Annotated in this window: 9 protein-coding genes; 7 read left to right on the forward strand and 2 right to left on the reverse strand. The window is 67.8% G+C overall.

What is annotated here, in order from left to right; genetic code table 11:
* Positions 1–82 precede the first annotated feature (82 nt).
* The 3 genes from B7495_RS03410 to B7495_RS03420 all read left to right on the forward strand — a co-directional run bounded on the left by B7495_RS03410 (position 83) and on the right by B7495_RS03420 (position 3,252).
* Positions 83–538 carry an Asp23/Gls24 family envelope stress response protein gene (locus tag B7495_RS03410; RefSeq protein WP_088455335.1) on the forward strand — a complete coding sequence of 152 codons (456 nt, stop codon included), beginning with the start codon at positions 83–85 and terminating at the stop codon, positions 536–538.
* 103 nt (positions 539–641) lie between these two features.
* Entirely contained in the window at positions 642–905 is a 264-nt protein-coding gene (locus B7495_RS03415; protein WP_088455336.1) for a GlsB/YeaQ/YmgE family stress response membrane protein, read from the forward strand.
* Positions 906–1,047: 142 nt separating this feature from the next.
* A complete protein-coding gene (locus B7495_RS03420; protein ID WP_088455337.1) occupies positions 1,048–3,252 on the forward strand; it encodes an MMPL family transporter in 2,205 nt (734 codons plus the stop codon).
* A gap of 61 nt (positions 3,253–3,313) precedes the next feature.
* Here B7495_RS03420 and B7495_RS03425 read toward each other — a convergent pair whose 3' ends face one another.
* Positions 3,314–7,117: a multifunctional oxoglutarate decarboxylase/oxoglutarate dehydrogenase thiamine pyrophosphate-binding subunit/dihydrolipoyllysine-residue succinyltransferase subunit gene (locus tag B7495_RS03425; protein ID WP_088455338.1), complete on the reverse strand. Its 3,804-nt coding sequence runs from the start codon at positions 7,115–7,117 to the stop codon at positions 3,314–3,316.
* Between the two features lie 134 nt (positions 7,118–7,251).
* Here B7495_RS03425 and B7495_RS03430 point away from each other — a divergent pair, with 134 nt between their 5' ends.
* The 3 genes from B7495_RS03430 to B7495_RS03440 all read left to right on the forward strand — a co-directional run bounded on the left by B7495_RS03430 (position 7,252) and on the right by B7495_RS03440 (position 11,258).
* Positions 7,252–8,691: a GuaB1 family IMP dehydrogenase-related protein gene (locus B7495_RS03430; RefSeq protein WP_088455339.1), complete on the forward strand. Its 1,440-nt coding sequence runs from the start codon at positions 7,252–7,254 to the stop codon at positions 8,689–8,691.
* Positions 8,692–8,823: 132 nt separating this feature from the next.
* The gene (locus tag B7495_RS03435; RefSeq protein ID WP_088457876.1) at positions 8,824–10,194 is read left to right on the forward strand and encodes a hemolysin family protein; all 1,371 of its coding nucleotides are present in this window, start codon (positions 8,824–8,826) and stop codon (positions 10,192–10,194) included.
* Positions 10,191–11,258 (forward strand): hemolysin family protein, encoded by a 1,068-nt coding sequence (locus B7495_RS03440; RefSeq protein ID WP_088455340.1) that lies wholly within the window; start codon positions 10,191–10,193, stop codon positions 11,256–11,258. Before B7495_RS03435 ends, B7495_RS03440 begins: the two co-directional genes overlap by 4 nt.
* Positions 11,259–11,261: 3 nt before the next feature.
* On the opposite strand, the gene B7495_RS03445 is transcribed toward B7495_RS03440, so the two are convergent.
* Complete coding sequence (locus B7495_RS03445) at positions 11,262–12,113, reverse strand: Cof-type HAD-IIB family hydrolase (protein WP_088455341.1); 852 nt, start codon at positions 12,111–12,113, stop codon at positions 11,262–11,264.
* Between the two features lie 105 nt (positions 12,114–12,218).
* Between B7495_RS03445 and B7495_RS03450 the strand changes: the two genes are divergently transcribed.
* Positions 12,219–12,596 carry a VOC family protein gene (locus B7495_RS03450; RefSeq protein ID WP_088455342.1) on the forward strand — a complete coding sequence of 126 codons (378 nt, stop codon included), beginning with the start codon at positions 12,219–12,221 and terminating at the stop codon, positions 12,594–12,596.

Genomic DNA, 12,596 nt, shown 5'->3' on the forward strand with positions numbered 1-12,596 from the left:
CGTGACGAATCGAGCGTGGGCCGCGTCGTAACTTAGACGATGCAATTTCTGCCCTCATCGAGGACTACCAAGGAGTTTCCAGATGTTCAGTAGCACCCCCGAGCAGCCGACCTCGGCCACCACCCTGCCGGCCAACGCCGGCGAGGTGACCGACGGTGCTGTCGACAGGGTGGGGCAGGGCGTCACGACCATCAAGGACAGCGTCATCGCCAAGGTGGCCGGTCTGGCCGTGCGCGAGGTAGCGGGCGTGCACTCCCTGGGCAGCGTGCCGACCAGGGCCCTCGGTGCGATCCTCGACGCCATCAGCAGTGCCGACGTCAACCCCGGCATCTCCGTCACGGTGAGCGACGACGACGTCGCCGTCGAAATCGTGCTCGTCGCCGACTATCCGGTGCCCCTGACGGCTCTCGCCGATCAGGTCCGCGCCGCGACGACGCGAGCCATCGAAGGTTTGGTGGGAATCGCGGTGTCAACCGTGAACGTGACCATCACAGACATTTACGTGGCCAAGGAACCCGAAGACAATGACGTCGCTTAGGTTCCCGGCCGCGTAATCAAGCCGGCTCGCAAGAGCCCGGTCGGACATGCACAGCACGTCCGAAACACCAGCAGTACCCACACCAACAGAAATGAGACACTCCATGGGGTTTTTCGGATTCCTTCTTCTCGGCCTCCTCGCGGGCGCCATCGCCAAGCTGATCCTCCCGGGCAACCAGGGTGGCGGATGGTTCATCACCCTTCTGCTCGGCGTTGTCGGCGCACTGCTCGGCGGATTCCTCGGTAGCGCCCTCTTCGGCGCACCGCTTGAAGACTTCTTCTCCATCCAGACGTGGCTTCTCGCCATCGGCGGATCCATCATCGTTCTGCTCATCTACGGCTTCGCCGTGGGCCGTCGCAAGGCGTAACAGCAGCGGGGTCTCCCCGGAGTGAAAAGGCGGCACTCGCACCCACAGGGTGCGGGTGCCGCCTTTTTCGATTTCCCGGTCACGATCTTCCAACTTTCGGACGACGCAGCGGTTTGCACGCTCGCCTACGCTCGGGACTGTGATGAAGACGACTGACCCCGCACCGCACTCAGACCCGGAGCGCCGGACCAGACGGACCGGCTCCGGCAGCCGGGTGCCGCTCTGGCTGCGCATCCTGATACCCACGATTTTGATCCTGGTCTGGTTCGTCATGTTCGGTGCCGGCGGGGCGTCGTTCGGCCGGATCAGTGACGTGTCCACCAACGACCAGGTGCAGCAGCTGCCGGCCAGCGCCGACGCCACCAAGGTGCAGGCGTTGCAGGCCGAGTTCCGGGGGGATGACGTGCTGCCCGGTGTGCTGATCTACGAACGCTCCGGCGGACTCACCGAGGCCGACCAGGCCGCGATCACCGACCAGATCGCCGACCTGGCCCAGCTGGACGGCGTCGTCACCGAAAGCGTGTCGCCGGCGATCTTCTCCGAGGACGGGGAAGCGGCCGAGGCGATCCTCACCCTCGACACCGCCATCACCCCGGCCGACACCGTCGAGTCGATCCGCGCCTACCTCGCCGAGAACCCCATCGAGGGCGTCGATACCTATGTCACCGGACCGGCGGGCCTGATCGCCGACCTCACCGGTGCGTTCGCCGGCATCGACGGCATCCTGCTGCTCACCGCCCTCGCGGCCGTGCTGGTGATCCTCGTGATCGTCTACAGATCGCCGCTGCTGCCCGTCATCGTGTTGTTCACCAGCCTCGCGGCGCTCTGCGCCTCGGTGCTCGTGGTCGTCGCGCTGGCCAGCGCAGATGTGCTGATCCTGACCGGACAGACGCAGGGCATCCTGTTCATCCTCGTGATCGGGGCAGCGACGGACTATTCGCTGCTCTACGTCGCCAGGTTCCGCGAAGCCCTGCGGGACCACGAGAAGAAGTGGGATGCGACGCTCGTCGCCCTGCGCGGTTCGTTCGAGCCGATCCTGGCCGCCGGCGGCACCGTGATCGTGGGTCTGCTGTGCCTGCTGTTCAGCGACCTGAACTCCAACAAGGCCCTCGGCCCGGTCGCCGCGATCGGTATCGGCTTCGCCCTCCTGGCCGCACTGACCCTGCTGCCGGCGCTGATGCTCTGGGCCGGCCGTGCCGCGTTCTGGCCGGTGCGCCCGAAACTCGGCTCCGCCCACCCCGGCCTCGACGGCGACAACGCGAAGGGGGCCTGGCCGTGGCTGGCCAGGCTGATCAGCCGCCGGGCCCGGCTCATCTGGGTCGCAAGCACGCTCCTTCTCGCCGTCGCCGCCATCGGCGCGTTCCAGTTCAAGGCGGATGGCGTTTCACAGAGCGAATTCGTACTCGGCACCTCAGAGGCCCGGGACGGCCAGGCCGTGGTCGGGGAGCACTTCCCCGGCGGATCCGGCACCCCCGCCGTCATCATCGGCCCGGAGTCGGAGCTGCAGGCGATGACCGATGTGCTGCTCGCCAACGACGGCGTCGATTCCGTCACCGTGCTCTCCGAGGAGTCCGTCAGCGGCACCCTGCCGGTGACCGGCGACGGTGTGCAGGCGTTCGGCCCTCCGGACACCCCGGTGGGCGAGCCGACGGTGATCGATGGCGACGTGATGCTGCAGGCGACCCTCACCGACGTGGGCGACTCCGCCCCGGCCGAAGCCACGGTTCGCGAGCTCCGGGTGGCCCTGGACGACGTGGCCGGCACCGTGCTGGTCGGCGGCACCACGGCCATCGCCGTGGACACCACCGACACGGCCATCCATGACCGCAACCTGATCATCCCGATCATCCTCGGCGTGATCCTGGTGATCCTGATGCTGCTGCTGCGCTCGATCCTCGCGCCGGTGCTGCTGATAGCCACCGTCGTGCTCTCGTTCGCCGCCGCGCTCGGTGTGGCGTCGTGGGTCTTCGACGGCCTGCTCGGGTTCCCCGGCGCTGACCCGGTTGTTCCGCTGTACGGATTCGTCTTCCTGGTGGCCCTCGGGATCGACTACAACATCTTCCTGATGACCAGGGTGCGAGAAGAGTCCATCCGGTTCGGGACCCGGACCGGGATCCTGCGCGGACTCGTCGCCACGGGCGGGGTGATCACGTCGGCCGGTCTGGTGCTCGCCGCCACGTTCGCCGCGCTGGGCGTGCTGCCGATCCTGTTCCTGGCCCAGCTCGCGTTCATCGTCGCGTTCGGGGTGCTGCTGGACACCTTCGTGGTGCGCTCGCTGCTGGTGCCGGCCCTGGCCCACGACATCGGCCCGAAGATCTGGTGGCCGAGCAAGCTCGCCAAGTCCTGACCGCCTCGTACGAAGAAGGGCCGCACCCTGGCGGGTGCGGCCCTTCTTCGTGTGCGTTGCGTTAGAGGGTGAGTGCGCTCTTGAGCAGCTCGGTCTGTTCCGCGGCGTGACGCTTGGCCGAACCGGCGGCGGGAGACGCGGACGCGGCCCGCGAGAACAGGCGGATCGGGCGCGTGCCGAGCTTGTTCGTCTGCAGGTAGAAGAACGGCCAGGCACCCTGGTTCTCCGGCTCGTCCTGCACCCAGGCCAGTTCGGCGTTCGGGTACTGCTCGGCGACCTGCTTCAGTTCGGCGCCGGGCAGCGGGTAGAACTGCTCCAGGCGCACCAGGGCGATCTCGGGGTTCGGGTTCTTCTCCAGGTCGGCCAGCAGGTCGTAGTACAGCTTGCCGGCCATGAACAGCACCCTCTTGACGGCGGCCTTGTCCTGGATCCGCGCATCGTCGATCACCGGTTCGAACTTGCCGCTGGTGAAGTCGGCGACCGGGCTGGTCGCTCCGCGCAGGCGCAGCATCGACTTCGGTGTGAAGACGATCAGCGGGCGACGCGGACGCATGTACGCCTGGCGGCGCAGCAGGTGGAAGTACGACGCCGGCGTCGACGGGCGGGCGACGGTCATGTTGTTCTCGGCGCACATCTGCAGGTACCGCTCGATCCGGGCGGACGAGTGGTCGGGGCCCTGACCCTCGTAGCCGTGCGGGAGCAGCAGCACAACGCTGGAACGCTGGCCCCACTTCTGCTCGGCCGAGGAGATGAACTCGTCGATGATGGTCTGGGCGCCGTTCGCGAAGTCACCGAACTGGGCCTCCCAGAGCACGAGGGCATCGGCCCGCTCCACGGAGTAACCGTATTCGAAGCCCATCGCCGCGTATTCGCTGAGCAGGGTGTCGTAGATCCAGAACCTGGCCTGGTTCTCGCTGAGATTTGCCAGCGGCAACCACTCCTGGCCGTTCATCCGGTCGTGCAGCACCGCGTGACGCTGCACGAAGGTGCCGCGGCGGGCATCCTGGCCGGCGAACCGCACCGGAGTGCCCTCCAGCAGCACCGATCCGAGCGCGAGCAGTTCGCCGAAGCTCCAGTCGATGTTGCCGTTGCGGCTCATATCGAGGCGCTTCTGCAGCAGCTGCTGCAGCTTGTTGTGCACGGTGAACCCGGCCGGCTTGTTGTTGAAAGTGTCGCCGATGAGGTGCACGACGCTTTCGGGCACCCCGGTGGTCTCGGGTTCACCGACGGCGTCGTCAGGGGCGCCGTGGCCGGCGAGTCCGCGGGCCGCCGCGGCCGCTTCGCCGGGCGTGATGATCGGGATCGACGAGGTCTGGGCGGCGTGCGTTTCCAGGAACGCCCGTTCCAGGCGGTCCTGGAAGTCGGCGTGGGCCGCTTCGAACTCCGCCTGGGTGATGTCGCCGCGTCCGACCAGCGCCTCGGTGTAGAGCTTCCGCACGCTGCGCTTGGCCTCGATGAGGTTGTACATCAACGGCTGCGTCATCGAGGGGTCGTCGCCCTCGTTGTGGCCGCGTCGGCGGTAGCAGACGAGGTCGATCACGACGTCGCGCTTGAATTCCTGCCGGTACGCGAACGCCAGTTCGGCGACCCGCACGACGGCTTCGGGGTCGTCGCCGTTCACGTGGAAGATCGGGGCCTGGATGGTCTTGGCCACGTCGGTGGAGTACACCGAGGTGCGGCCCTCACCGGGAGGCGTGGTGAAGCCGACCTGGTTGTTGACGACGAGGTGGATGGTGCCGCCGGTGCGGTAGCCGCGCAGCTGAGACATCTGCAAGGTCTCGAGCACCACGCCCTGGCCGGCCATGGCGGCGTCGCCGTGCACCAGGACGGGCAGGGTGGAGAACGTGCCGATGGGCTTGCGGTCCTGCTTGGCGCGCACGATGCCCTCGAGCACACCGTCGACGGCCTCGAGGTGGGACGGGTTGGCGGCCAGGTACACGGCCACCTCCTCGCCGTTGGTGCCGCGGAAGGTGCCCTCGGTGCCGAGGTGGTACTTGACGTCGCCGGAGCCCTGCACGCTGCGGGGGTCCTGGGTGCCCTCGAACTCGCGGAAGATCTGGCCGTAGGTCTTGCCGGCGATGTTGGTGAGCACGTTCAAGCGGCCGCGGTGGGCCATGCCGATGCAGACCTCGTCGAGGCCGGCCTCCGCGGAGCCCTGCAGGATCGCGTCGAGCAGCGCGATAGTGGACTCGCCGCCCTCGAGGCTGAAGCGTTTCTGGCCGACGTACTTGGTCTGCAGGAACGTCTCGAATGCCTCGGCCTCGTTGAGCTTGCCGAGAATGCGCATCTGCTCGTCGTGGGTGGGCTTGACGTAGGTCTTCTCCATTTTCTCCTGCACCCACTTGCGCTGGGCCGGGTCCTGGATGTGCATGTACTCGATGCCCGTCGTGCGGCAATACGAGTCCCGCAGCACGCCGAGGATGTCGCGCAGCAGCATCGTGCGCTTGGTGCCGAAACCACCGGTGATGAACTCGCGGTCCAGGTCCCAGAAGGTGAGGCCGTGGCTGGCGATGTCCAGGTCAGGGTGGGTGCGCTGCTGGTACTCGAGCGGGTCGATGTCGGCCATCAGGTGGCCGCGCACGCGGTAGGCGTTGATCAGTTCCTGCACGCGGGCGGTCTTGTCGACGGCGCTGGCCAGGTCGACGCTGATGTCGGGGGCCCAGTGGATGGGGTCGTACGGGATCCGGATCGCGGCGAAGATGTCTTCGTAGAAGTTGTGCTGGCCGATGAGCAGCTCGTGCACGATCTTGAGGAACTCACCCGAGCCGGCACCTTGGATGACCCGGTGGTCGTAGGTGCTGGTGAGGGTGATGGTCTTGGAGATGGCCAGGCTGGTGAGCGTCTTGACGCTCGCGCCCATGAACTCGGCCGGGTAGTCGAGCGCGCCCGCGCCGATGATGCAGCCCTGGCCCTTCATCAACCGCGGCACCGAGTGCACGGTGCCGATGCCGCCGGGGTTGGTCAGTGACACCGTGGCGCCGGAGAAGTCGTCGGCGGTGAGCTTGCCCTTGCGGGCGCGGCCGACCAGGTCTTCGTAGCTGGTCAGGTACTCGCCGAAGGTCATGGTGTCGGCCCGCTTGATGGCCGGGACCATCAGCGAGCGGGTGCCGTCGGGCTTGGGTAGGTCGATTGCGATGCCCAGTCCCACGTGGGCGGGGGCGATCACCGAGGGCTTGCCGTCCTGCTCGTCGTAGTAGACGTTCTGGCTGGGGAACATCTTGAGCGCCCGGATCAGTGCCCACCCGATCAGGTGGGTGAACGACACCTTGCCGCCGCGGGCCCGCTTCATGTGGTTGTTGATCACGATGCGGTTGTCGATGAGGAGCTTCGCCGGGATGGTGCGCACGCTCGTCGCGGTGGGCACGGTGAGGCTGGTGGCCATGTTGGCCGCGAGGCTCTTGGCCATGCCGCGGAGCGGGGTGACGACATCCTGCGGGGGAGTGGGCGCGACGGCGGAGACCACGGGCTGTGGGGTGGTGATCGGGGCGTCGGCGGGAACCGGCTCCGGCTTGGGGGCGATCGACGTGGTGCGGGCCGTGCGCGGGCCGCCGAGAACGGGGATCGGCGCGGTGATCGGGTGCGCTTCGGCCGTCGGCGTCGCGGGTTCCTCTGCCAGCGGGGGAACCTCTGCGGCGGCGGGGGCGATGCTCGAGGCAGCACCCTCGGAGGCCGGGGCGTCCTGCTCTGCCTGCTTCGGCGCCGTTGCACTCTGGTGGTAACTGTCCAGAATCGGCCACCAGGCCCGATCCACCGAGTTCTTGTCGATGAGGTAACGTTCGTAAAATTCGTCTACGAGCCATTCGTTGGCTCCGAATTCAGCAGAGGCCGTTTCTTCGGACCCACCGCCGGTCAACTGGTTCGACACAGCTGATCGCCCACTCTCTTCGTTGATTCTGATTGTCCATGGCGATCACAACCGCCGGGTCAGTGTGTTGATATCAAGACTAATCCCATCGAGGTGCTGCACCGGTACGGCTTGGGAGGACTAGCGTTAAAAACATGCAGTTCTATGGAGCGGTTCCCCGCCACGATTTGACCTATTCCGACGTCTTCCTGGTGCCCAGCCAGTCTGCGATCAGCAGTCGGCTCGACGTGTCCCTCGCGCCGGGAGACGGCACCGCGGCCACGATCCCGATCGTCTCGGCCAATATGAACTCGGTGACCGGTCCCCGGCTGGCGGCATCTCTCGCCCGGCGTGGCGGCCTCGGCGTGTTGCCGCAGGACATGCACCTGCAGGACCTGGATGCGGCCATCCGCTGGGTGAAGTCGCAGCCCGTGCAGTACGACACCCCGTTCGTGTTCGCCCCCGACGCCACCGTGGCCGACGCGCTGCGCCAGGTCCCGCCGGTCACCGGTCAGGGCCTGGTCATCCACGACGGTGACGATACCTACCTGGGCTGCATCGACGCGGCCAGGCTCGCCTCGGCGTTACCGGACGCCCGCCTGGGCGATCTGCTGCACGGCCCGCTCACCTCCCTCGACGCCGAAGACATCGACGGGCCGCGCAGCGCTTTCGACGTGATGACGGCCGCCGACCTCGACTTCGCGCCGGTGTTGCTGCGCGGCAAGCTGATCGGCACGCTCAGCCGCAAGAGCGCCCTGCGCTCCACGCTGTACCAGCCGGCCGTGGATGCGTCCGGCCGGCTCCTCGTCGCCGCCGCCGTCGGGATCAACGGCGACGTCGCCGCCAAGGCCCGCGCGCTCGCCGCCGCCGGCGTCGACGTGCTCGTGCTCGACACCGCGCACGGCCACCAGGCCGGCATGATCCGCGCGCTGCGCACGGTTTCGGAGCTCAAGCTCGGCATCCCCATCGTGGCCGGCAATGTGGTCACCGCCGACGCCGTCGAGCACCTCGTCGGCGCCGGGGCGAACATCATCAAGGTGGGCGTCGGGCCCGGCGCCATGTGCACCACCCGGATGATGACGGCCGTGGGGCGCCCGCAGTTCTCCGCCGTGATCGAGACCGCCGAAGCCGCCGGCAAGCTCGGCGCACACGTCTGGGCGGATGGCGGGGTGCGCTACCCGCGCGACGTGGCGCTCGCGCTCGCCGCCGGGGCCGCGTCGGTGATGATCGGGTCCTGGTTCGCGGGCACCATCGAAGCGCCGGGCACCCTGGACACGGACGCATCCGGCGCCCTCTACAAGGAGAGCTGGGGCATGGCATCGACCAAGGCCGTGCAGCAGCGCTTCGACAGGCTCGACGCCTACGAACTGGCCCGCAAAACCCTGTTCGCCGAGGGCATCTCGTCCTCGAAGATCTACCTGGACCCGTTGCGTCCCTCGCTCGAAGACCTGCTCGACATGATCACCTCCGGGGTGCGCAGCTCGTTCACCTACGCGGGGGCGGCCAGCGTGGCCGAATTCCACGACCGGGCGAAGGTCGGAATCCAGTCCGCAGCCGGCTACGAAGAGGGCAAGGCGCTCGTGGTTTCCTGGTAACGCAGGCGTGTTACCGCGCAGGCAGCCCCGGTATAGTTGACCCTCTAATGGACGACCCCCCTTCTGCGAATTCACTCGACCATAAACCCTCGCCCGTGACCCGCGGCGGTGCTGCCCGTGTATGAGTGGATCATGCTCGGGATCGGCCTGATCCTGACCCTGGGCACGGGCCTGTTCGTGGCCAGCGAATTCGCGCTGGTCAACCTCGACCGATCCGACCTCGAGGCACGCCGCGACCGCGGGGAAACCCGCCTGGCGATGACCATCGCCGCGCTCAAGATCACCTCGACGCACCTCTCCAGCGCCCAGCTGGGTATCACCCTGACGACCCTGCTCACCGGGTATGCGCTGGAGCCCGCGATCAGTTCCCTGCTCGCGGGACCGCTGGGCCTCGTCGGCATCCCCGAGCCCGCGGTGCCGGTGGTGGGATCGGCCGTCGCCATCGTGCTCGCGACCCTGGTCTCGATGATCGTCGGTGAGCTCGTGCCCAAGAACTTCGCCCTGGCGCTGCCGATCCAGACCGCCAAGGTCGTCATCCCGTTCCAGACCGTGTTCACCACGGTGTTCAAGCCCGCGGTGACCGTGCTGAATGAAAGCGCCAACGGCCTCCTCCGGATGGTCGGCATCGAACCCAAGGAAGAGATCTCCGGGGCCCGCACTGCCGAGGAACTCTCCTCGCTCGTGCGCCGGTCCGCCAGCGCCGGCCTGCTCGAGGCCGACACGGCGACCCTGCTGCACCGCACCCTGCTGTTCTCCGGGCACACCGCATCCGACGTGATGACCCCCCGCCCCCGGCTCGCCAGCATTCAGCGCAACGCCAGCGCGCAGGCCGTCATCGACCTCACCAGGCAGACCGGCTACTCCCGCTTCCCCGTCATCGACGAGAGCGCCGACGACGTCGTCGGCATCGTCCACGTCAAGCAGGCCGTGGCCGTACCGCGCAAACGACGCTCGGACGTGCCGGTGTCGGCCCTGCAGTCTGAAGCGCTGCGCGTGCCGGAGACCATGAAGCTCGACGGGTTACTCGGCGAGCTGCGGGGCCGCGGCTTCCAGATGGCCGTCGTCGTCGACGAATACGGCGGAACCGCCGGCGTCGTCACCCTGGAGGACCTGGTGGAGGAACTCGTCGGCGAGGTCGCCGACGAGCACGACCGCACCAGGGCCGGCATCGTGCGCTCGCAGGGCTCCCTGACCTTCCCCGGCATGCTGCGGCCGGACGAGCTGCACGAGCGGGCCGGCCTGACCGTGCCAGAGGACGGCCCATACGAGACCGTCGCCGGCTACGTGATGAGCGAACTCGGCCGGCTGCCCGTCGTCGGCGACCTCGTGCGCATCGCCAGCGGTGAACTGCGGGTGGAACGGCTCGACGGCCGTCGCATCGACCGTTTGCGCTACACCCCTGACCCTGTCGAACCCGGCGCGCCCGCGACCGGCGTCGTGCGCACCATCCAGAAGGCACCAGTGACCACTTCATCACAGACCAAGCGGGTGAGCGGCCGATGAACGACTGGGCCGGACTCGGCTGGCTGTTCGTGCTGCTGCTCGGCAACGCGTTCTTCGTCGCCGCCGAATTCGCCGTGATCTCAGCGCGCCGCTCCCAGATCGAACCCCTCGCGGAGGCCGGCAAGCGCAGCGCCAAGACCGCGCTGTGGGCCATGGAGCATGCCACGCTGATGCTGGCGACCTCCCAGCTGGGCATCACGGTGTGCTCGCTGCTGATCCTGAACGTCTCGGAGCCGGCGATCCACCACCTGCTGGAGATCCCGCTGGAGCTCACCGGGCTCCCTGAGGAGGCCATCGGCACCATCGCGTTCATCATGGCGCTGCTCATAGTGTCGTACCTGCACGTCGTCTTCGGCGAGATGGTGCCCAAGAACCTCTCATTCTCGATCCCCGACCAGGCCGTCCTGATCCTGGCCCCGCCGCTGGTGTTCTTCGGCCGCCTCGTCAAGCCCGTCATCGTGGCCCTGAACTCCACCGCCAACGGCGTGCTGCGCCTGTTCGGTGTTGCACCCAAGAACGAGGCTACGAGCACTTACACCCTCGACGAGGTGGCAACCATCGTCACGCAGTCCACCAGGGAGGGCGTGCTCAGCGACGACTCCGGCGCGCTGTCGGCGGCGTTCGAGTTCACCACCAAGACGGCCAAGGACATCGCCGTGCCGCTGGACCAGCTGGTCACCCTGCCGGAATCGGCCACCCCCGCCGACGTGGAGAAGGCCGTCACCCGGCACGGATTCTCGCGCTACGTGCTCGACTACGAATCCGGCGAGCCCAGCGGTTACATTCACCTCAAGGACGTGCTCGGCCTGGACGTCGACCCGGTCGACCCCGTCGACACCGGCAGGACCGGCTACACCGACCCGATCCCGGCCAAGCTGATCCGCCAACTGGTGTCGATCTTCGAGGACACCGACCTCGAGGATGCCCTGGCCACCATGCGCCGCTCCGGCGCACACCTGGCCCGCACCTTCACCGTCACCGGCGACGCCACCGGAGTGCTGTTCCTGGAGGACATCATCGAGGAGCTCGTCGGCGAAGTGCAGGACGCCACCCGCCGGCTCTAGGTGTCAGGCCGTTGCCAGCGCCGGCAACGCCGCGAGGATGCTCGTGATGACGCCCTCATCCAGGTTCGACGGAGCCTGGTGCCTGGCCCGCGCGCGGATGCTCGGGTGGCCGTTGGCGACGGCATAGGAGTGCCCGGCGGCGTCGAGCATCTCGGCGTCGTTCAGGTAATCGCCGAAGGCCATGGTCTGCTCCCGGCTGATGCCCAGGTGCTGCTGCAGACGGATGAGCGCCGTGCCCTTGTTGGCTCCCGGCCGCATGACGTCGACCCAGTTGGCGCCGGAGACGACAACATCGGCGGCCAGGTCGAGGGCGCGAACGGCCGGTCCGGTGCGGGTCTCGGCGCGGCCGGCGTCGAAAATCGCCAGTTTGAGCACGTCATCGTCCGCGGCGGCCACCGTGACATCGGCGACCGTTGCCAGGGCCGCGTAGTACGGACGCACCTGCGCGACGAAAGCCTCATCGGTCCGTTCGATGTACGCGGACCTGGCCCCGCACACCACGATGCCCAGGTCGGCGCCGGCGGCGGCCTGGGCCCGCACCCACTCGACGACCGGGGCGATGATCGATCCGACGACGGGTTCGATGGCGATGCTGACGCCGTCCCGCACAATGTTGGTGCCGTTCTCGGCGATGTAGACCAGCCCGTCCCGGTCGCCGAAGACGGCCTGCAGCGTCTGGTACTGACGCCCGCTTGCCGGGGAGAACAGGATCCCGGCCGCCAGGATGCTCTCCAGCAGCGGCCAGAAGCGCCCGGGGACCGCTCCGTCGGCGTCGAGCAGGGTGCCGTCCATGTCGCTGGCGATCAGGCGGATGTCGGTCGGCCGGCTGGTGGCGGTCTCACTCGGGTGGGTCATTCGGTCCAGCCTAGTTCTTCTCGCCCGGCGACGACCGGGCCCCCTCGTGGGCCTGGGGCACCCGGCGTACCCTGACAGGCATAGCTGGAAAGCGAGGACACACTCATGTTGAGTCAACTGGAAACCGTGGCGGTCCTGCCCGCCAGGGACATCAAGCGGGCCCGGTCCTTTTACACCGACAAGCTCGGCCTGGAGCCCACCGACGTCCGCGAGGGCGAGATGCGCTTCCGCACCCCCTCCGGCGGGTCGGTGCTGGTGTACGAAACCGAGAACGCGGGCACGGCCAAGAACACGGCCCTGATCTGGATGGCCGACGACGTCGACGCCGAGGTCGCCCGGCTGAGGGAGGCGGGCGTGGTGTTCGAGGAGTACGACCTGCCCGGCCTGAAAACCGAGAACGGCATTGCCACCACCGACCAGGAACGTGCCGCCTGGTTCAAGGACTCGGAGGGCAACATCCTCTGCGTCGCCCAGGAGGTATAG

The sequence above is a fragment of the Cryobacterium sp. LW097 genome (assembly GCF_002205495.2).
GTDB classification, from domain to species: domain Bacteria; phylum Actinomycetota; class Actinomycetes; order Actinomycetales; family Microbacteriaceae; genus Cryobacterium; species Cryobacterium zongtaii.

What these genes read in the sequence shown, in the direction of transcription:
- B7495_RS03410 (WP_088455335.1), top strand. Translation starts at nt 83, where the DNA reads ATGTTCAGTAGCACCCCCGAGCAGCCGACCTCGGCCACCACCCTGCCG.
- B7495_RS03415 (WP_088455336.1), top strand. Translation starts at nt 642, where the DNA reads ATGGGGTTTTTCGGATTCCTTCTTCTCGGCCTCCTCGCGGGCGCCATC.
- B7495_RS03420 (WP_088455337.1), top strand. Translation starts at nt 1,048, where the DNA reads ATGAAGACGACTGACCCCGCACCGCACTCAGACCCGGAGCGCCGGACC.
- B7495_RS03430 (WP_088455339.1), top strand. Translation starts at nt 7,252, where the DNA reads ATGCAGTTCTATGGAGCGGTTCCCCGCCACGATTTGACCTATTCCGAC.
- B7495_RS03435 (WP_088457876.1), top strand. Translation starts at nt 8,824, where the DNA reads ATGCTCGGGATCGGCCTGATCCTGACCCTGGGCACGGGCCTGTTCGTG.
- B7495_RS03440 (WP_088455340.1), top strand. Translation starts at nt 10,191, where the DNA reads ATGAACGACTGGGCCGGACTCGGCTGGCTGTTCGTGCTGCTGCTCGGC.
- B7495_RS03445 (WP_088455341.1), bottom strand. Translation starts at nt 12,113, where the DNA reads ATGACCCACCCGAGTGAGACCGCCACCAGCCGGCCGACCGACATCCGC.
- B7495_RS03450 (WP_088455342.1), top strand. Translation starts at nt 12,219, where the DNA reads ATGTTGAGTCAACTGGAAACCGTGGCGGTCCTGCCCGCCAGGGACATC.